Raw genomic sequence first — 21117 nt, 5'->3', positions numbered from 1 at the left:
TTTTCTTCAATTATCTCTTAAAAAGCATGGTTTTGCCATCTGTATATTACAAAGATATTGCATATCTTTGTAATATCTTATATGAAATGGAAGTTATAAACAGGAAACTACGATGATAAATAAGTTGTTGACACTTTTGCATACTCCTTATCCGGTATTGGTGAAACGATGGAAGGCGGTGGTAATCCCCTCTTTTATCGTATTCATTATTCTTTTTCTATTGCAGCCTTTCGGTATCTCTATGATGGAGAGCCATAAGTTTTGGGTACTATTGGGGTATGGCATAGTTTCCTCAATGGCGTTGAGCGTATTTGTGTATATGCTTCCGGCTACATTCCCCCGATACTATGATGAGCAGCATTGGACATTAGGGAAGGAGCTGCTGGGAACGTTGGGAGCCTGCATGCTGATTGCAATAGGTAACTGGTTTTATACGGCCTGGTGGTTCGGAGGGAATCTACTGAGTTGGAGAGGTTTTCTTATCAGTGTAATCTGGGTAGGTATTCTTGCTCCTTTCCCTATTGCGTTCTTCTTGATGTGGAACCGTAATCTGCAACTGGCTCGCAACCTGAAAGAAGCCACGGAGATGAACTTCATCCTTTCTAAAAAGATAAGTCTTCGGAAAGAAAAGAGAGAAGCGGAAGCTGAGGAGGAAGATGATGTCTGCTGTCCGGTGACGGAGAAACCTGCGCATCTGGTCTTTTCCGGTGGAACTAAAGAGATGCTGGAGATACCCGCCGATGCGCTGTTGTATGTGGAAGCGGAGGGAAACTATGTGCGTATTATCTATCGTGTTGAGAACAAAATACAGCAGAGGTTGCTGCGCGCTACAATGAAACAGGCGGAAGAAGCAGTGGCGGCTTGTCCGTTTATTGTCCGTTGCCACCGGGCGTTTCTGGTGAATGTAAGTACAGTAGTGAAAGTGGATGGAAATTCACAGGGATACCGTTTACGTTTGGATGGGTGTAAGGATGAAGTTCCTGTTTCCAGAGCTTACTCAAAAGAGGTAAAAACGTTGATAGAAGGCACTTTGGAAGGGTAGTCATTCGTCACAGAAAAGGGATAGAAACAGCCATTCGTCACAGATGGAGCGCTGTTTGTCACATATCCGGGCTGTTTGTCCCGGATATTTTTTTGCTCCGGAATCTTGGTCTATGTTTGCTGACGGAAATCGTAAAGAACATAGATAAATGAAAAGATTGATTTTACTTTTAGGTATGGGTGCATTGCTGATGACACAGCATTCAGAAGCACAAACGGCGGTGACGGATACTGTATTTCTGCAAATATACAATGATAGTGTAGATTTGAAGGAAGTAGTGGTCAAAGGGAAAAGAACACCGGTGGCTAACAGTCGTTGGAGCGACATGCACCCTGTGGAACTGGTAACGGTGGGAGGTGCGAACGGAGATTTATACCATGCATTGCAAACGTTACCCGGTACACAAATACAAGGTGAAAGCGGCAGATTGCTGGTGCGTGGCGGAAGTAGTGACGAAGCGCAAACCTATATTGACGGGATGCACGTCCTGAATCCTTATACTGCTACGGGAATAAATTCACCCGCACGTGGTCGTTATTCAACTTTTATGTTCAGTGGTGTCAATCTGGAATCGGGCGGTGCTCCTTTGGAATATGGAGAGGCGCTTTCGGCTGTGCTCCCTTTGGAGACGAAGGATAAAAGTCCGGTGAATAAGTTGGGCATCAATGCTTCTACGGTGGGGGTTGGGGGTGGAGGCACGCGGGCTTTCGATAAAGGTTCCCTTTCCGTGAATCTGGATTATCAGGATTTGTGTGTATATGACCACATTTATTCGGGGCGAATGGACTTTGAAGATCCTTACCGTCTGATGACAGGTTCAGCTCAGTTTCGTTATCATCCGGACGATGCGACACTCTTTAAAATCTACTTTGGTTATGACCGGACAGACTTCTCCAATTATGAGGGGCAGGAACGAAGATTATTTGATTTGGGTGAGAATAATTTCTATGTCAATACTACTTTTCGCAAGAGCACTCCTAAGGGCTGGAATTGGTTTGCCGGAGTGGCATACGGTTTCTTTGAACAGAAAATAGGGAATGTATCGCTTACCGGTGATGACTGGATGGAACGCCAGCAGGAACTTCACATAAAGACGAAAGTTTTCAAGCGCCTTACTCCGGCTTTTCGTCTGGATATGGGATTGGAGAGTTTTATTCGCCGATATGAAAACCATTATCAGTATCAGATGCAAGAAACGGGTACAGTGGATAGCCGCAATGAGATGAGTCCTACCGTCAGCGCAGCTTTCCTTTCTGCCACCTACTATCCCATAGAGCAACTGAAAGCGGAACTTTCTTTCCGGACGGAATATACTTCATTGAACCGGCGGATGAATTTCTCTCCCCGCTTGTCCGTCAATTACTATTTGGGTGATGTGGTGTTTTCTGCTACGGCAGGGAGATATACGCAATTACCGATAAATAGATTATTGGCTCAAAGTAAGAATCTGAAATCGGAGGCGTGTATCCAGTATAACTTAGGTGCTCAATTCGGGAGTGAGGGGCGTTTTTATAAAGCGGAAGTTTATTATAAGAAATACGGCCACCTGGCATTGATAGAGAAAGGAAATATGAATCAAGCAGAGAGCGTAACATCCGATGGATACGGTCATAGCAAGGGGTTCGATTTGTTTTTCAATGACCGTGTGTTGGTGAAGAACCTGGAATACCAGCTTTCTTATACCTATAATATCTCCAAAAGAAAGTTTCAGGAGTACACGGAATTGACTACTCCGCAATATGCCACCCGTCATAATGCATCTGTAGTTCTGAAATATTCCATTCCCCGCATAGGAACGATTGTCGGGCTGACGAACCGTTTCAGTAGCGGCCGTCCTTACCATAATCCCGGTTTGCCGGGGCTGATGAACGATGAAGTGAAGCCTTATAACAGCCTTGATCTAGGGCTGACTTTCTTGCCGAGTAAGAAAGTTATCATCCATGCTTCTGCCACGAATATCCTTTGCCGGAAAAATGAATTCGGCAAGGTGGATAATAAGGCGATATTGGCGTCCAATGACCATTTCTTCTACATCGGCGTATTTATCACGATAGGCAAGAAAGCGGCTTATGATGTATCTAATTTCTAAATTCAATAAATTAACTCTTTAAAAAACAATGAACATGAAAGCATTTATTATTAGTTTCGTTTGCGTTTTGGCATTTGTTGCTCAAAGTCTGTCAGCACAGAATCTTACTCTGGAAGTGCGTGGTATCGAAAAAGTAACCGGGAAACTTTATGTTGCTATTTACAATTCTCCGGAAACATTCATGAAGAAACCGCTTGCTGGGTTTGTGGTCGAGGTAAAGGATAAGGTGATGTCCGTTCCCTGCAAGGGCCTTCCCACAGGCACCTATGCTTTCTCCATGTATCAGGATGAGAACGGGAACAGTAAACTGGATACCGCCGCTTTCGGCATACCCACCGAGAAATTCGGTTTCAGTAACGATGCCGAAGGGGTCATGGGCCCGCCGCCTTTCGAGAAATGCAGTTTCACCTTTTCTGCAGATACCACTTTAGTGGTAAATTTAAAGTGAGTTTCCGGATAATTCTTTAACTTTGTAGCTCACACCTTAATATATAAGTATTATGAGACGAGCTACACATCTTTTCGGAATATGCTGGCTGCTTTGCCTGCTTACTTCCTGTGGAAAATCCCATTTCATAACTGATGAATCCTACCGTTCCCGTATGGAACAGGACTTGCAGCAAAAGCAGACGATGCTATCGCAAGGGGAATTGTTTACCATATTGGACGATGAGTCGCTGACCACCTATGAACGGGAAGCTTTGGAATTTCTCTATGCATATATGCCGTTGGCAGATATTACGGACTATCCCGGGCAGTTTCATCTGATGAATATCCGCGCTTCCCGGCGCACGACGGAGGAAATGCCTTGGGGAAAGACTATCCCCGAAGATTTGTTCCGTCACTTCGTGCTTCCGGCACGGGTGAACAATGAGCATCTGGACAGTGCCCGGGTTGTGTTCTACGATGAGCTGAAAGACCGTGTGAAGTCCCTTTCCCTATACGATGCTATACTGGAAGTGAACCATTGGTGTCATGAAAAAGCAGTCTATATGCCTTCCGACGCCCGTACCAGTTCGCCATTGGCAACTGTGCGTACTGCTTACGGTCGTTGTGGAGAAGAATCTACGCTTCTGGTAGCCGCCCTTCGTTCGGTAGGTATTCCGGCACGGCAGGTTTATACGCCGCGTTGGGCGCATACCGATGATAATCATGCTTGGGTGGAGGCCTGGGCGGATGGCAAATGGTATTTCTTGGGTGCCTGTGAGCCGGAACCGGTTTTGAATCTTGGTTGGTTCAATGCTCCTGCCAGTCGCGGCATGCTGATGCACACAAAGGTATTCGGCCGTTATGAAGGAAAAGAAGAAGTGATGTCCGTCACCCCCAACTATACGGAAATCAATGTGATTGAGAATTATGCGCCTATAGCACAGGCCAAAGTAAAAGTGACGGATGGACAAGGAAATCCCGTTTCCGGTGCGCAGGTAGAATTTAAACTCTACAACTATGCGGAATTTTACACGGTAGCAACCAAGCAGACCGATGCTGAAGGAACCTGTGCCCTGACTGCCGGAAAAGGAGACATGCTGGTGTGGGCATCCAAAGACGGAAAGTTTGGCTTCTCCAAACTTTCTTTCGGCAAGGACAATGAGTTGACTGTGATGTTGGATAAAACTCCCGGCGATAACTGTGTTATCGACTTTGACATCGTTCCGCCGGCAGAAAGTGCAAACCTGCCTGCCGTTACTGCCGAACAGCGTGCTGAAAACAATTGCCGTCTGGCATATGAAGACTCCATTCGTAATGCCTACGTTGCTACATTCATGTCAGAAGACTCGGCTCGTCGTCTGGCAAAGCAGTATAAGCTGGATGCAGATGTAGTGGCAAAGATTCTGGCTGCTTCCCGCGGCAATTATAAAGTGATTGCGGACTTCATTACCCGTCTGCGTTCCGAGGATTCCAGAAAAGGCGGTATCGACCTGTTGCAACAGATTTCGGCGAAAGACCTTCGTGACGTTAGTCTGGAAGTGTTGATAGAAAACATGCTGTCTCATGTGCGCACAAGTGCTGTGAACTTCCGTAAATATGTACGCAATCCGCGTATAAGTAATGAGATGCTGACCCCATACAAAACCTTCTTTGACAAAGTGATTTCTCAGGAAACAGAGCAGATTTATCTGGAAGAACCTGCCAAGCTGATTGCGTGGGTAGCTGAGAATATCCGTGTGGAGAAGGATTGTAATCTGGGCGGTCCGGCCATTTCTCCTGCGGGAGTGTGGAAAGCACGTGTGGCGGATGCTCACAGTAGGGATATTTTCTTTGTGGCTATGACTCGCAGTATGGGGATGCCTGCACGTATTGACGAAGTGACCGGTAAAGTACAATTGATAGAAGATACAGGTCTCATTGACGTGAACTTTGAAAAAGCATTGTCCGACGAGTCACGATTGCAAAGAGGTAAACTTGTTGCCGGATACAAACCTGTCAAGTCATTGGACAATCCAAAATATTATTCCCATTTCACCATATCTAAAGTTACTCCGCAGGGACGTTTGCAATTGCTCGCTTATGACGAAGGTGATGCGGATATGGGTAGCGGTACCACATGGAGCAATTTGTTGAAGGAAGGGACAGCGCTGGATGCCGGAAACTACGTATTGGTCACCGGTACGCGTCTGGCCAGCGGTGCAGTGCTCTCCAATGTCATTTTCTTTAGCGTCGAGCCGCAAAAGACAACAAAAATAGACCTGGTGATGCGCGAGAGTAAAGATGAGGTGCAAGTCATCGGAAACTTCAATTCCGAGTCTCTTTTCACTCCGATAGTGGATAAGGGAAATCCTTCCTCCAAGCAAAGTCTTTTGCAGGCTTGCGGACGTGGTTATTTCGTGGTCGGCATATTAGGCGTCAATCAGGAACCTACTAACCATGCATTGCGGGACATTGCTGCATACAAGGTGGATTTGGAGAAATGGGGACGAAAGATGGTGTTTCTTTTCCCCGATGAGGCTCAGGCCGGAAGATTTACTAAAGAATCATTCCCCGGTATGCCTTCTACTATAATGTATGGTATAGACACGGACGGTATCGCTAAACAAATAGCCGAAGCCATGAAATTAAGGAATAAGAATAGTTTGCCTATCTTTATCATCGCTGATACCTTCAACCGCGTGGTGTTTGTTTCGCAAGGATATACCATCGGGCTGGGTGAGCAGTTGATGAAAACTGTGAAAGGATTATAAGGAGTTGACGAGGGAACGAGTTGACAAGGGAACAAGGGGCTGCGCTGTACTTTGTTCCCTTCTTTTTTCGTCAATTGATTTAAATCAGTACAGAAATGAACAAAAGTGATTAGTGATTAGCGTTTAGTGATTAGTAATGAGGCAAATGATAAACAGCACTATCTCAATTCTCCTCCTCCCGGGAGGAGGAGTACCCCAACGGGGGGGAGGTGTTAGGTGAAACAATAAAATACCTATAAATCACAAGGCTAAGGAATTCTTTCTCACCTACCACCCCGCCCTAAAGGGCACCCCTCCTCCAACTGGAGGAGGGGAGTTAAGATAGTCCGCCTAATTAATTGAGATACTCAGTAAATCATCATTTCATTCAAAAACCTGCAGAAATGAACAAAATTCAACTACTAATTCACTTTGTTTATTAATGCTTCAATGGTTTTTCTAACTCGTTTTGCGGTGGTCACAGGGTGATAGTATTCTTCTATATGTACTGTTCCTCCCATGGATACTGTCTCGTTACGGTGTAACATGCCACTTTTAATATTCTCTCTTGCTGAAAAGTGATATTCACGGATTCCTGTTTCGGCGGCAATACGGGCAATATTGTTTTCGTTCACTCCGCATCCGGCCAGTAGAGTGATGCGTCCTGCTGCTCGTTGCTGCAATTTTTTCAGTAAAGGGATGCCTTGTTCTGCTGTAGACTGTTGTCCGGAAGTCAGGATACGGTTGCACCCCAATTCTATAATCTGCTCCAATGCTTCCTCCGGATTACGGCATACATCAAAAGCGCGATGAAAAGTGACGGATATACCTTCCGAAGCTTCCATCAGTTGCTTCATGAGCGACATATCTACGTCGCCTTTAGCGGTGAGACAACCAAATACTAATCCGTCCGCTCCCAGCCTGCGGGCATTACTGATATCTTTTAGCATGATGCGTTGCTCAATGGGAGAGTACAGAAAGTCTCCGCCACGTGGGCGGATAATGATGTGTAGCAGAGTATTGTTCAATACTTCGCGTGCAATGACGATATCTCCGTAGGATGGGGTAGTGCCACCTTCCGGTATTCCGGCGCATAACTCCACCCGGTTTGCTCCCCCCGCCTGGGCGGCAAGGCAACTCTCTGCGGAGTTGGCACAAACTTCAAATTGATATTGCTTCATATTTTTTATAATGCAAGTAATAAGAATGATGTCTGCCTGTTGCTACACTACATTCAGAACAACAGATAGCTTCTGCAAAAATATTAAAACTCTGTGAACTCTGTGTCTTTATGATGAAATAAAAAAGGCGGAGATTAATTCCCCGCCTTTTATCCTTTATTTCAAATTTACAATTTATTTTGCATAGCTTACAGCGCGTGTCTCACGGATTACCGTAATCTTTACCTGTCCTGGATACGTCATTTCATCCTGTATCTTCTTCGCTATTTCACCTGAAAGGTTCTCTGTCTGCTTGTCATCAATCTTGTCGGCACCAACGATTACGCGTAACTCACGACCTGCCTGGATAGCATACGTCTTCGTTACACCCGGATAAGCCATTGCTAACTGTTCCAGATCATTCAAACGCTTGATATAAGCTTCAACGATTTCGCGGCGTGCTCCCGGACGTGCACCTGAGATGGCATCACATACCTGTACGATAGGTGCCAGAAGGCTTGTCATTTCCACTTCGTCATGGTGAGCACCAATAGCGTTGCAGATGTCCGGCTTTTCTTTGAACTTCTCAGCCAGCTTCATACCATAAAGTGCGTGCGGCAATTCCGGTTCTTCATCGGGCACTTTGCCGATGTCATGCAACAATCCGGCACGTTTTGCTTTCTTCGGATTCAGTCCCAGTTCTGATGCCATCACAGCGCAGAGGTTGGCTGTTTCGCGGGCATGTTGCAAGAGGTTCTGACCATAAGAAGAGCGATATTTCATCTTACCGATAATACGAATCAGTTCAGGATGCAAACCATGAATACCGAGGTCAATCGTGGTACGTTTACCGGTTTCGATAATTTCTTCTTCCACTTGCTTGCGCACTTTAGATACCACTTCTTCAATGCGAGCTGGGTGGATACGTCCATCAGTCACCAACTGGTGCAAAGCCAGACGGGCTATTTCACGGCGAACCGGGTCGAAAGCTGACAATACGATTGCTTCCGGAGTATCATCTACAACTATTTCCACACCCGTAGCTGCTTCCAGCGCACGGATATTGCGGCCTTCGCGACCGATGATGCGTCCCTTGATTTCATCCGATTCAATGTGGAATACGGTAACAGAGTTTTCGATGGCGGTTTCCGTAGCCACACGCTGGATAGATTGTATCACGATACGTTTTGCTTCCTTGCTTGCAGTCAGCTTGGCATCGTCCATGATGTCATTGATGAAGGACTGCGCTTGCGTTTTAGCTTCTTCTTTCAAAGACTCTATCATACGTTCTTTGGCTTCTTCGGCAGAAAGCCCGGAAATGGTTTCCAGTTTTTCTATTTCCTGCTGTTGCAGTTTGTCCAATTCTTCCTTTTTCTTGTCGATGATAACCAATTGGGCTTCCAGGTTTTCTTTCACCGCTTCGGCTTCCGATTTTTTACGCTGTATCTCCTCTTGGCGTTGGTTCAGCACCAATTCGCGTTGTTTCAACTTGTTCTCCGCTTGCTGAATTTTCTGGTTGCGGATGGCTACTTCTTTTTCCAAGTCTGCTTTTTTGTTCAAGAACTTCTCCTTCACTTCGAGCAGCTTATTCTTCTTAATCACTTCCGCTTCGGTTTCGGCTTCCTTCAGGATGTTGTCATATTTGGACCTCAAGCCGTGCTTGAAGAACATGTACGACAGAAATCCACCGATAATGAAACAGGCAATGGATACTAGTATTGTTACTGTCATTTCAATTTGTTTTAAGTATATATAAATAAAAACGCACTGCAGAAAAGTCGCCTCCGTTCTCTGAAGGTCACTTTTACACAGTGCGCGGGTTTTCTTTATCTTTAACTGGCTCTGGTGCTTTTGAAAAGGCTTCCGGACATTTACAGTCCTTTAAAGTATGTTTCCAACACCTCTGTCAGTTCTTCTATTTTGTCGGCATACGGGCGAGTATCGTTTCGGTTTTTCATTTTCAGGTTCTCCAAGGCAAATTGATAGGCCACCATGGCTATAATCTTCTCAGGAGTCACATTCTGGTAATGTTCTCGATACGCATTGAGCCGTATATCCACCTGTTTGGCGGCTTCTCTCACCATTTCTTCCTCTTCACGCAATATGGTGAGGGGATAGGTGGAGCCTGCCATCTGTAGGTTTATCTTTATCTTATCGTTCATACATCTCGTTATTCATTCAACAAAGCGATGCATTTATCGACTTCACGCACTAATTTGGACAATCGCAGTTTCGTCTCTTTTACGTCGCTGCCGTTAAGGCTGATTGTCATTGCTGTTTTTAGGTTCGTATAGTCATCTTCCAAAGCTTCATATTCAGCATGTACCTGCTCGCATTCTTCTTGTTTTGTTTTTAGAAGTTGCTTTAGTTCAGCATTTTCGCGCCTCAATTCGTCATGTAAAAAGACTAAATGACGCAGTCTCGCTTCAAAGGTACTTAATCGCTTCTTTTCTTCGTCAGTCATTACTATACCAAAATTGTACACAAAAATACAATTAACTTGGAGATTACAAAAACTTTTCAGGGAAAAATGTTGCCTGTGTGTCGAAATAACATGAAAACGGTACTTATGCGGGCTGAAAAGGGGTTGTCGGGGGTGCCTAAAAACTAATCTCTGTCTTGCAAGAAACTAATCCCGGCACTGCGATAAACTAATATTTTCCTTGCATCTAATTATTCATACAATATCTATTTTTGTTTCTTACAATAGCTGTTGTAAGAAAGATATATAATTGTTGTAGGAAACTTTTATATCTGTTGTATGAATAATTAGATGCAAGGAAAATATTAGTTTATCGCAGTGCCGGGATTAGTCTCTTGCAGGATAGGGATTAGTTGGTTGCAATGGCGGAATTATTTGTCTCTGTGCGGTTATGAATTAGTTGACGAGGATACAAGTTGACAAGGGAACAAGGTTCTATCGGCATAGAAGCATTGCGCAGCTCAAGGCTGAAAGCCTTTTATCTTATAGCCTAGGGCAATGCTCTGGGGTGGTATGTATTTATCTTTGCGCCCTGTAAGGGCATAACGGCACACACCGGCTTTTGCCCTTACAGGGCGTAAGATTGTTGGGTCATTTATTACCCGGGGTGTTGCTCCGGGCTATAAGATGAAAGCCTTTCAGGCTTAGGCTGCGCTAAATTATCATTTCATTCATTTTTGCACAGTTATGAATTAATTCCTGAGTATTTGTACATTCTCAAAAGCTTTCTTTGGATTTTTATAAAATAATTTATAGGATAATTTGGTTTATAAAATAAACTATCTATATTTGCACCGGAGTTCGAACCCGGAATGTATGATTATTGTAGAATTTTAATTGGTGTACAGTTATGAAAACAATTGGTTTTAAATGGGTTGCATTGTGTATTGTAAGCGTGTGTGCAACTTTTGTATCAGTACAGAGCGACTTGACAGTGAAGGTGAAGAACATTCGTTCTGCAAAAGGAAAGGTGATGATTGCTGCTGATAAAGGGCAATATGCAATGGTGGATGCTACGGGTGATACGGCAACTCTTGTATTAAAAGAGATGCCCGAAGGAAAATGCAAATTGTATGTGTATCATGATGAAAACGGCAATTATCAACTGGACAGGGAAGACGGGGTGCCGGCGGAGAATTGCGCAATTGTAGATTTGGACATGACGGCTGAGGCAAAAACGATTGATGTGGAGTTGAAAGATGTGAGGGCCTTGCAGGACAAAGCAAAAAAATAATTTTATATAAGGGAGAGACTATTATGGAAGGCAAGAAAATGACTGAAAAGGAGAGTTTGGAACTTATCACGCAGATGATACAGAATAGTAAGAAAAACCTTCGATTGGGGAATGTGAATGTTCTTTTGCTATGGGGTTATCTTTGTGCGATAACTGCGCTTGTGGTTTATGTTTTGATTCTGATAACTGGTAACCCACTTTGGAATTGGCTATGGTTGGCTATACCGGTTATTGGTTTTCCAGTGATGCACTGGCTGAAGAAAAAGGAAGATAAACCGGTTTTGACTTACACGGATAAGGTTTTACTTGCAATCTGGAGCAATATCGGGCAATATGGAATTGGCATTTCTATAATAGCCGCTTTCTATTTTGACTCCATGTTATTATTGTTGCCGATTATTCTGCTGCTGTGCTCATTGGGAGTTAATATTACAGGGAGTATTATAAATGATTCATGGATGAGAAATGCTGCTGGTTGTGCATTGGCAATATCCGTGGTTATGATATCGCATATTTTGTTTAATCCGCCTGAACTTAACTTTATGTATCCTGCCTTTGCTGTTTGTTTTATTATTATGCTGATTATTCCCGGACATCGATTGAATAGAAGACACACAAAAGAATAATTGTATTAAATCAATAAGTTATGGAAGATAGAAAGATAACCGAGCAAGAGAGTTTAGAACTCATCTCTCAGATGATACAGAATACACGTCGTAATTTGGATGCGGGTAGTGGAAATATATTTCTGTTGTGGGGATATATTGGAACTATAGTGACTTTAGTTGTGTACGCGGGCCTATGTTTTACAAAAGACCCTCATTGGATGTGGGGCTTTTGGGGAATACCTGTTATTGGAATTCCTTTGGGAATATATTTAGAACATAAATCAGAGAAACGGGCTAAAGCCTATTCGGATAAGGTACTGACCGAAATATGGCGTATACTGGGTGGACTTTGTATGGCTGTGGCAATAGGGGCTACCTGTATGAAACAGTTTGAATTTATCCTGCCGTTAGGAACATTTATCATGTCGTTAGGGAGTATTATTACAGGTATTATTGTTCGCTACAAAGCTTTTTATCTTTTCTCGTTAATTGGATTGGCAATAGGCTTGTATATGGTGTTTGCGGCAATGGGAGAAGAGGTTCCTACCTATGCTTCTTTACTTTGTTTTGCTGTGGCTGCTGTCTTTGCAATGATTATTCCGGGGCACATGTTGAATTATGCAGCAAGGAAAGGGCATTCGTTATGAAAGAAAGTCGTTTCGAGAATTTCCTGACCTCTTGGAAGTTCTTTTTGTTACTCGTACTTTTGCAGTTCCTTTTGATGCCGGTGGCGACGAAAGGCTTTAAGTTTGAGGCTGCGGGAGATTTAATATTTTATACACTGAGGCATGCCTTTATTATGGATATGTACGCTTATACTGTTTATTTTCAGATAGTAATGATATTGGCTCTGGTGGCTGTTATTGTTTGGAGAGGTAAGTTCAGCAGATATTTTATGGCGATTGCAGGGTGTTTCTATCTGCTGTATGCCGTGATACAGAATATGGTTGTGACAGAACAGTACGGTTTCAGCATGGTGACGGTGAATGTGGTGATGATGGGATTTGTGGCATTTGTCTGGCTTTGGTCTGCGTGGAAGGGTAATACCGTATTCTCTTTTGATAATATTACCTGGAAGACGGGTTGGACAATTCCTGTTGCTCTATTCTGCCTGTGGTGGCCGATGGATTTACGTACGGCTTTACCCGACTTCCGGTTGCACTATCTGCTGGATAGCGGTGCTGTACTGGGTTTCTGCCCGATGACACCTGTATTCCTTACTTTGCTAATATTGAGTAAGCGGAGTGTAAGCAGGGTTGTGTTGCGGGTGACGGCGATGGTAGGGACTATTATAGGATGTTACAATATGGGCAATTTTGCCACTGATACCGGATTTTATCTGGGACTGTATCATCTGCCCCTGTTGGGGATATCCCTATTTGCTTTGTTGAGTAGTAAACGAAAGAAAAAAGAATGATATGTTTAAAGAACTGAACCCTTTGCTCCACTCTGAACTGCGTTTAGCGGTGATGTCGTTGCTTATTGGCGTTGAAGAGGCAGACTTTGTCTTTATCCGCCAACAAACAGGGGCAACGGCCGGTAACCTCAGCGTGCAGATTGACAAGCTCAATAAAGCAGGCTATGTGGAGGTGACAAAGACGTTCAAAGGAAAAATGCCTTGTACTCTCTGCAAAATTACGCCGCAGGGGGTGGACGCCTTTGAGGAATATGTGGAGGCACTGAAAACGTATATTATTAAAAAGTAAAAAGATACTGTATGAGAATTTTAGTCACTTACGCCGTACAGGGCGAATTTACGGAATTGAAGTTTCCCGGATTAATAGGGGAGGAAGAAGTGCACGTTGGGTATCTCCGTACGGGGGTAGGAAAGGTGAAATCGGCTTATTATCTTACTGAGGTGATAAACCAGGCACAACCGGATTTGGTGATAAATGTAGGTACGGCAGGGAGTATCGACCGCCAGGTGGGTGATATATTGGTGTGCCGTCATTTTGTAGACCGTGATATGCAGAAGCTTGCTAATCTGGGTGTGGAGAGTGAAATAGATTCTTCCGCTTTGCTTACCGAAAAAGGATATTGTATGCATTGGGTAGGAGAAGGAGTGTGTAATACGGGTGATACTTTCCTGACGGAACTGTCGGATGTGAAAGGCGATGTTGTTGATATGGAGGCTTTTGCGCAAGCATTTGTGTGTCGTGCTAAAAATGTGCCTTTCATTGCGGTGAAGTATGTGACGGATATCATCGGGCAGAATTCTGTGAAGCATTGGGAAGATAAACTGGCTGATGCACGCAGAGGATTAGGGGAATTCTTTGAAAAGATTGACGGGGTTATTAAATAATAAATTGTCATTTATTTCAGCGTTTTGAACGATAGAATATGATGCGTTACTCCTGCTGCAATAATCAGGAGCAATATCTTTACCCATAGATAAGGAACAATAAAGAAAACACAGTATAGCATCGTAATCCACATCAATGAAATGGAAATAATCTTTGCCCGTAAGGGGATGGCTTTATTTTCGCGGAAGTTACGAATATAAGGACCTAGATGTTTCTGGTTCAGTAACCATGCATATAAGCGGGGAGAACTTTTGAAGTATAGTGCAGCGGTGAGTAACAAAAACGGTGTAGTGGGCAACAACGGCAGAAAGATACCGAGGATACCGAGAGCTAGAGAGAGAGTGCCAAGTGTGATATAGAGGATCTTCATGCCGCAAAAGTACTCTTTTTTTGTTTACGGAAAAAGTTCTGATGATTTCGTAAGGAAGAATATCTGGAATCCTCTCGTTCTGATTGGCTTAAAAAAATATAATCCTTTTGTGATATGGCATTCGTTTAAAATGCTTATGTTTGCGAAAGAATTTTAATAAAGTCAAGACATGAATTTCCGTAAGTCCATCCTTATGCTGTTGCTGATACTCTGTAATGTATTTATTGCATTGGCACAGACTGCCACAGACTCTTTAGCAATTATTACTGCAGATTGGAATATTACCTCTATGGGAAAAGGTATTTTTCTTCGCGAAGCAGAGTTTACTTCATTGTATGGTGTTCCTCAGCATATAGCTATTCTGCAAATAAAACCTGAACAGCATCGGTTTGATATTCTGATTCACTCCCCTAAAGAAGAAACAAGCATTGCAGCCTATCGTTCGGGAGCAGTAGCAGCTATCAATGGATCTTATTTCAATGTCAAACGAGGAACGTCTATCTGCTATCTGAGAAAAGACGGTGTAGTGATAGATACCACTGCTACCGGTATACTCAGTACTGTATCTACAGGTGCCGTGCGCATTAATAAGGGAAAATTGGACATTATCCCCTGGCATAAACAGGATGAAAAAACTTGCGATTTGAAAGAGGGTAGTATTCTTTCTTCCGGTCCGTTGATGTTGTTGGATGGAAAGGATTGTGATCTCTCGACTTGTAATAAGTCATTTGTCAAGACCAAGCATCCGCGTAGTGCTGTGGCTTTGATGGAGGACGGAAGTATCCTCCTTATTGCAGTAGCCGGTCGTTTCACAGGTAAGGCAGAGGGTATCAATATCCCCGAACTGACACACCTGCTTCGAGTATTGGGTGCCAGGAAAGCGCTGAACCTTGATGGTGGCGGTTCTACAACGCTTTGGAGTGCTTCTGCACCGGGTAATGGCATCGTAAATAAACTCTGTGATAATAATCTCTATGACAATGAAGGAGAGCGTCAAGTGGCCAATTCTCTCTGTGTTTATGAATAAAAGCAGAAGATTCCGTCCGTAATCCTTAGATTTTTTGTACTTTTGCGCCGTACCGAGGTGACATCAGGTACGACAACAAACAGAGTATTTTCTTAATTAGCGTATTAATAAGAATATGTATACAGTTATCAAACGCATGGAAATATCAGCTTCCCATAGCTTGAAACTTTCCTATCGTAGCAAATGTGAGAATCTGCATGGTCACAATTGGATTATCACAGTCTACTGCCGTTCCCGGGAACTCAATGCCGATGGGATGGTGGTCGATTTTAGTCATATCAAAGAAGCGGTGAAAGAGAAACTTGACCACCGTAATCTGAATGAAGTTCTTCCTTTCAATTCTACTGCTGAGAATATTGCCTGCTGGATATGTGAGCAGATACCCACTTGTTTCAAAGTCGAGGTCCAGGAATCCGAATCCAATGTAGCCATTTATGAGAAAGATTAACGAGATTTTCTATAGTTTACAAGGTGAAGGCTACCACACTGGCACACCGGCTGTCTTTATTCGTTTTTCCGGATGTAACCTGAAATGCTCTTTCTGTGATACACAGCATGAGGAAGGTACATTGATGACGGATGAAGATATTATTGCTGAAGTGCAGAAATATCCGGCTGCTACGGTTATTCTGACAGGCGGAGAACCCTCCATCTGGATTGATGAAGAATTTATTGACCGATTGCATCAGGCTGGCAAGTATGTTTGTATAGAGACAAATGGTACACGTCCATTGCCGGAGAATATCGATTGGGTGACCTGTTCGCCCAAGCAAGGGGTGAAGCTGGGGATTACTCGCATGGATGAAGTGAAAGTTGTTTATGAAGGACAGGATATTGAAGTCTATGAGTTGCTGCCTGCCGAACATTTCTTCTTGCAGCCTTGTTCGTGTGCCAATATCGCTGAGGCAGTGGCATGTGTAATGCAACATCCTAAATGGCGGTTAAGTCTACAAACGCATAAACTGATTGATATTCGTTAGATTGACTGTTACGTAAATGTAATGAGAATGACATATTCCTTTGCTTTTTTACAGCTTACTTTGTCGCGAAATAAAATTGTAAATGAGAGAGAATATGAAATCAATTCGTTTTTTGTCCCTAATGTTCCTGTTGGGTTTGCTGGCAGTGAAGGGTTATGCAGCAGACCAACCGGTCAAAAAAGAGATTCCCGTAAAAGGTGTGGTTACCGATACACAAAAGCAACCCATTGCAGGGGTTGTGGTTACTGATGGTGTTAATTTCACCCAGACCGATGAAAAAGGGCGTTATCAGTTAGTGTCTGATCCTGCGCAGTCTAAGTTTGTTTATCTTTCTGTTCCAGCAGATTATAAGGCCGTTGTGGAAAAAGCGTTGCCTGTTGGCTATTACGCCCGGATTGATGCCAGTGAGAAAAGGAACCGTCACGATTTCTGGTTGGAAAAGAGGGAACAGCCTGTCCGGAACTTTACTTTTATAGCTATATCTGATCCGCAGGTACGGAATGAGAAGCAACTAAATCGCTTTATTTCAGAAACACTTCCCGACTTGAAAGAGACATTGAAGCAAGCTTCCGGGCAAGAAGCGTATGGAATGGTGTTAGGCGATATCGTACGGGATGTAATGCCCTTGTATGCTCCTTACAAGGAGGCTATTTCCGATTTGGATATGACCATGTATCACGTCATCGGTAACCATGATTTTGATTTGCAGTATGCTGCATTGAGTCAGGCGGAAAATAAGGATGAATACGGAGAGTCTGTATTTGGTGATAACTTCGGTCCAACTGATTATTCCTTCAATGTAGGTGAAATTCATATTGTTGCGATGAAAGATATTGATTATCAGGGTGTGAAGAAATATGAGGAGCAGTTCACTCCTGAGCAATTGGAATGGCTGAAGAAGGATTTGAGTTATGTGAAACCCGGCACTACGGTACTTCTGAATGTTCATGCACCTACCGCCAACAGTACCGCCAAAGGTGGCGGAAACGCCCGTAATGCAGAACAACTGTTTGAGATTCTGAAAGACTATAAAGCACATATTTTTGCAGGACATACTCATTTCTATGAGAATCGTATTGTAACCCCTGACATTTATGAGCATAATATCGGTGCAGCTTGTGGTGCTTGGTGGGCAGGACATGTGAATCGTTGTGGTGCTCCCAACGGATACTTGGTAGTAAAAGTGAATGGAGATAATGTATCCTGGCAATATAAGGCTACGGGGCGTCCATTCGATTATCAGTTCCGCATCTACAAGCCGGGCGAATTCAAGAGTCAACCGAAATACTTGGTAGTAAATGTATGGGATTACGACTCGGCATGGAAACTATCTTATTATGAAGATGGGGTGGAGAAGTCCGGTGTATTGGAGGCATTCGCTGATGAAGACCAGGATTATATCACAATGAAAGAGGGGAAAGTCACGGGATATCACACATTGCATTTGTTTCGTGTGCGTCCTGCTGAGAAAGCAAAATCTATAAAAATTGTAGCGACTAACCGTTTCGGGGAAAGCTTTACTCAAACAGTGGACTTGAAATGATATTTTTATTTGGAAAAAAGTAGGAAAAGAAAAAGGAGAGAAACGAAATTTGTTTCTCTCCTTTTTCTTACTGCACGGGAGGAGAGGCTCGAACTCCCGACACCTGGTTTTGGAGACCAGTGCTCTACCAACTGAGCTACTCCCGTGTTTGCGGCTGCAAAGGTAATGTAAAGTTTCATATTTGCAAGAACTATGCGCAATTATTTTAACGGTCTTCCCTGTTACAGCATCTGTAAGTCCTGATACATAATGCGGTAGGCTGCTGCTTTTTTTTCTAAAGCAAGTGGGTAAGCGCGTGATGAAGACGGCATTCGGTAGAGTCGCATAGGGTTACCGTCAAATACAAACTCTGCAAAATCTCCCACTTTAGGCTTTACAAGGGAGAATTGCTCACATAGAGTCTCCGTAGCTTTTTCACCTGTAGTGACAATTGCTTTGCATTCCGGTAATCGGCGAAGCATAGCTTCAATATCCGTAGGCTCTACAACTTCCAGAAATTTATCGGATGCATTGTCCTGCAACCGACGTATGGCAGTGGCTGTATCAAACAAGGCGATTCCTTTTTCCTGGAGAAAATGGACAATACATTCTTTGTTGAAAGCTTTTGCCGATTCGTTCAGAAAATAGGTTTTGTCATTAAAGAACAGAAGTCCTACAATTCGCCACATATCGTTATTCCAGTTCGGATAATAAAACTCCATCGACCACCGTTTTTTCTGGGGTGGAAAACTTCCCAACATCAACAAACGGGCGTTGGCGGGAAGAAAAGGTTCTAAAGGGTGTTGTTCTATTTCCATACTTAACATTTTAAATGATGATTTATTTAGCGTTGTTGCACACTTGTAGGGGCGAAAGAATTTTCGCCCGTATGTATAGTGCAGTCTTTTGCAAAATTACAGATTATTTCCGGAAATTATTCTGCTATTTCCAGATTACTCATTTTTTCTGTTATGCGGAAAGGGAAGTCCGGATACTCATACAGGCTGAATCGTGACTCGGTTTTACCTTCTGTGTAGTTCCAGATGCTTGTGTAGTCTTCCACATCTTCTCCCATGGCACGTAGTTGCCGCAGGTAGGCAGCTATGGATTTATTTTCCACAATATAGATTTGTCCCAGTTGATTGATTATCGGACTATGACGGCGTGTACCATCATGCTCGAAACGCAGGATACGTTTTCCGTCTTCGGTCATTCCCACCAGATTGAATGTCATGCTCTTGCCTATGGCTGGCAGATTCAGAACACTACGATCCGTGGCAAGGAACGGAAGATGATGAATCTTCAGGAACTGACGGATGCAAACAGCAGGGTCAAGTGCCGTTTCAAGCGATGTCGATAGATTGAATGCATCTTCCTTATTCAATTTCCCGAAACGCTTTTCTTCCCGTTGTTCTTGCATGGAACGGCTATTAGGGGTGAAGACCGCATTGTTCTCTTCAAAGCCTTTTACGGAGAATGTGTAGTAGCAAACCACTCCCAGCTCGTTGAGTACTTGGCGCAGGCGAGTGGTGTGTCCTCGGCGTGAAGCAGCTACATTATATACTAACTGATTAGTTATCAGCCAGCCAGCCGACAGTAATTTGCGGATACCTTCTTTTGCTTCGGGCGTAACTTCCAGTGGGGTCTGGAAATGTGTCTGAATAATAAACTGGCGGATACCAATGACAGATGCTTTTTCTTTGAAAGTCCGCAGGATTTCTACTAATTCCTCATTAATACGCATAGGCAGATATGCCGGTAGGCGTGAACCGAGTCGGATACGTTGCAGTTCGGCATACTTTTCTCCTTCCGGGCGCTCTTGATTAGCTTTCCGTTTGCGGACAGCCATGCGGTAAACGGCTTCCAGGATGGTAGCCAATGTCTTGTTCTGACTCATGAGAGCATCTCCACCTGTAATCAGAATATCGCGTAGTTGAGTGTCTTCCTCAAAGTAGGTCATCAGGCGGCGCAACTTTTTCTCCCACGTTTCTTTAGGGCGTAAAGAGTCAAATTCGAAATTGAGCCGTTTGCTTTGGAAGTCATACATACGTTGGCAGGAAGCACAAAGTCCTCCGCAAGCGCGTCCCATGGTGTCGGGGATGAGGATTGCCACTTCTGGATAACGGCGGTGAATGTTATGTCCGTCAGGTAGGAGCCAGCCGGCGGCATTCGGTTTTCCTACTTCTACTATATCTTCACGTTCCCAAGCGCGAATTTGTCCGTAAGTCTCCACCAGTTGAGGGGAATAGAGAATATAACTGCGCAGGGAATCGTCGTTGTATCCTTCGTTGCGGGGATTTAGCAGAGATAGATAGTAAGGTGTAACGAAGAAAGGCATTCCTTTCTTGCGGGCACGCGAAAGTAGGTACATAGTTTCGGCAGAAAGTGAATTGCCCAGAAAGCGATTCAGTTCCGTAGGGCTTTTGGCTGCCATGGCCAGGTGAAAACGGAAATCATTCCACCATTCTTCAACAAGATGATATTTCTCTTCGTAGCTGATACCTTCTTCGAAGCGATAACGGGAAACGGTATTTTTCCGATGTTCTATTTTTTGTATTAATGCGTGCAAAATGCGTTCTTTATTTTTGGCACGGATAAGTTGCACGTCTTTGTTGAGTCCGCTGGGCCAGCGCTCAGTCCATGCTTTGACCCGTTGGGGCGGTGGGAGTGGGGCAGCGAGGGACTGCAGGCGTTTGAATTGCTGGAAAATATCCAGGAACAGGTCTGTTTCTATATCTTCTTCCAAATCTCCGGTGAGAAATCCGTATAGCAGTGACAGAGTGGAAACAGTCATTTGTTCATCGGTAGAAAGTTCGTGGACTTCCTGGCCGTCATATTCAATCAGAAGTCGAATTTGCCTGGCAGCTTCATTCTCTGCATCAGTTTGACCGGTGATGAATTCCGAAAGATCTTGCTTGAAGCTTTCCGTACCGTCGCTCTGTTCGGCGATGCGTACAATTTCCGGAAGTTCATTTCGATAAAGTTGTTTTAACTGAGACAAAGTGAGTGCAAGCATTTTCTTTTGTTTCATAAGCGGTTGTTTTTAGAGATTAATACTGAATTTGCTCTATTGCTCCGGAGCATTTTATAAATGAAAAGCCACAAGCGACTCATAGTTTGTAGCTTGTAACTTGTTCTTGAT

At 43.8% G+C, this 21117-nt stretch carries 21 protein-coding genes and 1 tRNA gene; 14 read left to right on the top strand and 8 right to left on the bottom strand.

Annotation, left to right across the window (positions count from 1 at the left end):
* Positions 1–112 precede the first annotated feature (112 nt).
* The 4 genes from HMPREF9447_RS06230 to HMPREF9447_RS06215 all read left to right on the top strand — a co-directional run bounded on the left by HMPREF9447_RS06230 (position 113) and on the right by HMPREF9447_RS06215 (position 6310).
* Positions 113–1042 carry a LytTR family DNA-binding domain-containing protein gene (locus HMPREF9447_RS06230; protein ID WP_009128852.1) on the top strand — a complete coding sequence of 310 codons (930 nt, stop codon included), beginning with the start codon at positions 113–115 and terminating at the stop codon, positions 1040–1042.
* Positions 1043–1190: 148 nt separating this feature from the next.
* On the top strand, positions 1191–3131 hold the full coding sequence (locus HMPREF9447_RS06225) for a TonB-dependent receptor plug domain-containing protein (RefSeq protein WP_009128851.1): 1941 nt from the start codon (positions 1191–1193) through the stop codon (positions 3129–3131).
* Positions 3132–3165: 34 nt separating this feature from the next.
* Positions 3166–3579 (top strand): DUF2141 domain-containing protein, encoded by a 414-nt coding sequence (locus tag HMPREF9447_RS06220; RefSeq protein WP_009128850.1) that lies wholly within the window; start codon positions 3166–3168, stop codon positions 3577–3579.
* A gap of 52 nt (positions 3580–3631) precedes the next feature.
* Complete coding sequence (locus HMPREF9447_RS06215; RefSeq protein WP_009128849.1) at positions 3632–6310, top strand: transglutaminase domain-containing protein; 2679 nt, start codon at positions 3632–3634, stop codon at positions 6308–6310.
* Positions 6311–6711: 401 nt separating this feature from the next.
* On the opposite strand, the gene HMPREF9447_RS06210 is transcribed toward HMPREF9447_RS06215, so the two are convergent.
* The 4 genes from HMPREF9447_RS06210 to HMPREF9447_RS06195 form a co-directional block, all read right to left on the bottom strand.
* Positions 6712–7470, bottom strand: coding sequence for a copper homeostasis protein CutC (locus HMPREF9447_RS06210; RefSeq protein WP_009128848.1), 759 nt, complete (start codon positions 7468–7470; stop codon positions 6712–6714).
* Positions 7471–7644: 174 nt separating this feature from the next.
* On the bottom strand, positions 7645–9180 hold the full coding sequence (gene rny, locus HMPREF9447_RS06205; RefSeq protein ID WP_009128847.1) for a ribonuclease Y: 1536 nt from the start codon (positions 9178–9180) through the stop codon (positions 7645–7647).
* 140 nt (positions 9181–9320) lie between these two features.
* Complete coding sequence (locus tag HMPREF9447_RS06200; RefSeq protein ID WP_007213043.1) at positions 9321–9611, bottom strand: cell division protein ZapA; 291 nt, start codon at positions 9609–9611, stop codon at positions 9321–9323.
* 8 nt (positions 9612–9619) lie between these two features.
* Complete coding sequence (locus tag HMPREF9447_RS06195; protein WP_009128846.1) at positions 9620–9913, bottom strand: hypothetical protein; 294 nt, start codon at positions 9911–9913, stop codon at positions 9620–9622.
* A gap of 868 nt (positions 9914–10781) precedes the next feature.
* Between HMPREF9447_RS06195 and HMPREF9447_RS06190 the strand changes: the two genes are divergently transcribed.
* Genes HMPREF9447_RS06190 through HMPREF9447_RS06165 form a run of 6 tightly spaced genes read left to right on the top strand, consistent with a single transcriptional unit; the run spans position 10782 to position 14075 of the window.
* Positions 10782–11165, top strand: a complete 384-nt coding sequence (locus HMPREF9447_RS06190; protein ID WP_009128845.1) for a DUF2141 domain-containing protein — start codon at positions 10782–10784, stop codon at positions 11163–11165.
* A gap of 23 nt (positions 11166–11188) precedes the next feature.
* Positions 11189–11791 carry a UbiA prenyltransferase family protein gene (locus HMPREF9447_RS06185; protein WP_009128844.1) on the top strand — a complete coding sequence of 201 codons (603 nt, stop codon included), beginning with the start codon at positions 11189–11191 and terminating at the stop codon, positions 11789–11791.
* A 20-nt stretch (positions 11792–11811) separates the two neighbouring features.
* Positions 11812–12420, top strand: a complete 609-nt coding sequence (locus HMPREF9447_RS06180; protein WP_009128843.1) for a hypothetical protein — start codon at positions 11812–11814, stop codon at positions 12418–12420.
* Positions 12417–13190 carry a hypothetical protein gene (locus HMPREF9447_RS06175; protein ID WP_009128842.1) on the top strand — a complete coding sequence of 258 codons (774 nt, stop codon included), beginning with the start codon at positions 12417–12419 and terminating at the stop codon, positions 13188–13190. Before HMPREF9447_RS06180 ends, HMPREF9447_RS06175 begins: the two co-directional genes overlap by 4 nt.
* A 1-nt stretch (position 13191) precedes the next feature.
* Positions 13192–13479: a winged helix-turn-helix domain-containing protein gene (locus HMPREF9447_RS06170; protein ID WP_009128841.1), complete on the top strand. Its 288-nt coding sequence runs from the start codon at positions 13192–13194 to the stop codon at positions 13477–13479.
* Positions 13480–13490: 11 nt separating this feature from the next.
* Positions 13491–14075: a 5'-methylthioadenosine/S-adenosylhomocysteine nucleosidase family protein gene (locus HMPREF9447_RS06165; protein WP_009128840.1), complete on the top strand. Its 585-nt coding sequence runs from the start codon at positions 13491–13493 to the stop codon at positions 14073–14075.
* A gap of 11 nt (positions 14076–14086) precedes the next feature.
* On the opposite strand, the gene HMPREF9447_RS06160 is transcribed toward HMPREF9447_RS06165, so the two are convergent.
* Positions 14087–14446 carry a YbaN family protein gene (locus HMPREF9447_RS06160; RefSeq protein WP_009128839.1) on the bottom strand — a complete coding sequence of 120 codons (360 nt, stop codon included), beginning with the start codon at positions 14444–14446 and terminating at the stop codon, positions 14087–14089.
* Positions 14447–14615: 169 nt separating this feature from the next.
* Between HMPREF9447_RS06160 and HMPREF9447_RS06155 the strand changes: the two genes are divergently transcribed.
* The 4 genes from HMPREF9447_RS06155 to HMPREF9447_RS06140 all read left to right on the top strand — a co-directional run bounded on the left by HMPREF9447_RS06155 (position 14616) and on the right by HMPREF9447_RS06140 (position 17996).
* Positions 14616–15473, top strand: a complete 858-nt coding sequence (locus tag HMPREF9447_RS06155) for a phosphodiester glycosidase family protein (RefSeq protein ID WP_009128838.1) — start codon at positions 14616–14618, stop codon at positions 15471–15473.
* A 115-nt stretch (positions 15474–15588) separates the two neighbouring features.
* Positions 15589–15921: a 6-pyruvoyl trahydropterin synthase family protein gene (locus HMPREF9447_RS06150; protein WP_009128837.1), complete on the top strand. Its 333-nt coding sequence runs from the start codon at positions 15589–15591 to the stop codon at positions 15919–15921.
* Complete coding sequence (locus HMPREF9447_RS06145) at positions 15908–16453, top strand: 7-carboxy-7-deazaguanine synthase QueE (protein ID WP_009128836.1); 546 nt, start codon at positions 15908–15910, stop codon at positions 16451–16453. Before HMPREF9447_RS06150 ends, HMPREF9447_RS06145 begins: the two co-directional genes overlap by 14 nt.
* 94 nt (positions 16454–16547) lie before the next feature.
* Positions 16548–17996, top strand: coding sequence for a calcineurin-like phosphoesterase C-terminal domain-containing protein (locus HMPREF9447_RS06140; protein WP_009128835.1), 1449 nt, complete (start codon positions 16548–16550; stop codon positions 17994–17996).
* Positions 17997–18069: 73 nt separating this feature from the next.
* Here HMPREF9447_RS06140 and HMPREF9447_RS06135 read toward each other — a convergent pair.
* From HMPREF9447_RS06135 to HMPREF9447_RS06125, 3 genes are all read right to left on the bottom strand, one after another.
* Positions 18070–18142: transfer RNA gene (locus HMPREF9447_RS06135), tRNA-Trp, on the bottom strand.
* A 75-nt stretch (positions 18143–18217) separates the two neighbouring features.
* Positions 18218–18793, bottom strand: coding sequence for a uracil-DNA glycosylase family protein (locus tag HMPREF9447_RS06130; RefSeq protein WP_044137483.1), 576 nt, complete (start codon positions 18791–18793; stop codon positions 18218–18220).
* Between the two features lie 116 nt (positions 18794–18909).
* Entirely contained in the window at positions 18910–21006 is a 2097-nt protein-coding gene (locus tag HMPREF9447_RS06125) for a KamA family radical SAM protein (RefSeq protein WP_009128832.1), read from the bottom strand.
* Positions 21007–21117: the final 111 nt, after the last annotated feature.

The sequence above is a fragment of the Bacteroides oleiciplenus YIT 12058 genome, assembly GCF_000315485.1.
GTDB classification, from domain to species: domain Bacteria; phylum Bacteroidota; class Bacteroidia; order Bacteroidales; family Bacteroidaceae; genus Bacteroides; species Bacteroides oleiciplenus.
The sequence above is the reverse complement of the archived record's forward strand: the minus strand, read 5'-3'. Positions and strand labels throughout refer to the sequence as shown.

What these genes read in the sequence shown, in the direction of transcription:
- HMPREF9447_RS06230 (WP_009128852.1), top strand. Translation starts at nt 113, where the DNA reads ATGATAAATAAGTTGTTGACACTTTTGCATACTCCTTATCCGGTATTG.
- HMPREF9447_RS06225 (WP_009128851.1), top strand. Translation starts at nt 1,191, where the DNA reads ATGAAAAGATTGATTTTACTTTTAGGTATGGGTGCATTGCTGATGACA.
- HMPREF9447_RS06220 (WP_009128850.1), top strand. Translation starts at nt 3,166, where the DNA reads ATGAAAGCATTTATTATTAGTTTCGTTTGCGTTTTGGCATTTGTTGCT.
- HMPREF9447_RS06215 (WP_009128849.1), top strand. Translation starts at nt 3,632, where the DNA reads ATGAGACGAGCTACACATCTTTTCGGAATATGCTGGCTGCTTTGCCTG.
- HMPREF9447_RS06210 (WP_009128848.1), bottom strand. Translation starts at nt 7,470, where the DNA reads ATGAAGCAATATCAATTTGAAGTTTGTGCCAACTCCGCAGAGAGTTGC.
- rny (WP_009128847.1), bottom strand. Translation starts at nt 9,180, where the DNA reads ATGACAGTAACAATACTAGTATCCATTGCCTGTTTCATTATCGGTGGA.
- HMPREF9447_RS06200 (WP_007213043.1), bottom strand. Translation starts at nt 9,611, where the DNA reads ATGAACGATAAGATAAAGATAAACCTACAGATGGCAGGCTCCACCTAT.
- HMPREF9447_RS06195 (WP_009128846.1), bottom strand. Translation starts at nt 9,913, where the DNA reads ATGACTGACGAAGAAAAGAAGCGATTAAGTACCTTTGAAGCGAGACTG.
- HMPREF9447_RS06190 (WP_009128845.1), top strand. Translation starts at nt 10,782, where the DNA reads ATGAAAACAATTGGTTTTAAATGGGTTGCATTGTGTATTGTAAGCGTG.
- HMPREF9447_RS06185 (WP_009128844.1), top strand. Translation starts at nt 11,189, where the DNA reads ATGGAAGGCAAGAAAATGACTGAAAAGGAGAGTTTGGAACTTATCACG.
- HMPREF9447_RS06180 (WP_009128843.1), top strand. Translation starts at nt 11,812, where the DNA reads ATGGAAGATAGAAAGATAACCGAGCAAGAGAGTTTAGAACTCATCTCT.
- HMPREF9447_RS06175 (WP_009128842.1), top strand. Translation starts at nt 12,417, where the DNA reads ATGAAAGAAAGTCGTTTCGAGAATTTCCTGACCTCTTGGAAGTTCTTT.
- HMPREF9447_RS06170 (WP_009128841.1), top strand. Translation starts at nt 13,192, where the DNA reads ATGTTTAAAGAACTGAACCCTTTGCTCCACTCTGAACTGCGTTTAGCG.
- HMPREF9447_RS06165 (WP_009128840.1), top strand. Translation starts at nt 13,491, where the DNA reads ATGAGAATTTTAGTCACTTACGCCGTACAGGGCGAATTTACGGAATTG.
- HMPREF9447_RS06160 (WP_009128839.1), bottom strand. Translation starts at nt 14,446, where the DNA reads ATGAAGATCCTCTATATCACACTTGGCACTCTCTCTCTAGCTCTCGGT.
- HMPREF9447_RS06155 (WP_009128838.1), top strand. Translation starts at nt 14,616, where the DNA reads ATGAATTTCCGTAAGTCCATCCTTATGCTGTTGCTGATACTCTGTAAT.
- HMPREF9447_RS06150 (WP_009128837.1), top strand. Translation starts at nt 15,589, where the DNA reads ATGTATACAGTTATCAAACGCATGGAAATATCAGCTTCCCATAGCTTG.
- HMPREF9447_RS06145 (WP_009128836.1), top strand. Translation starts at nt 15,908, where the DNA reads ATGAGAAAGATTAACGAGATTTTCTATAGTTTACAAGGTGAAGGCTAC.
- HMPREF9447_RS06140 (WP_009128835.1), top strand. Translation starts at nt 16,548, where the DNA reads ATGAAATCAATTCGTTTTTTGTCCCTAATGTTCCTGTTGGGTTTGCTG.
- HMPREF9447_RS06130 (WP_044137483.1), bottom strand. Translation starts at nt 18,793, where the DNA reads ATGGAAATAGAACAACACCCTTTAGAACCTTTTCTTCCCGCCAACGCC.
- HMPREF9447_RS06125 (WP_009128832.1), bottom strand. Translation starts at nt 21,006, where the DNA reads ATGAAACAAAAGAAAATGCTTGCACTCACTTTGTCTCAGTTAAAACAA.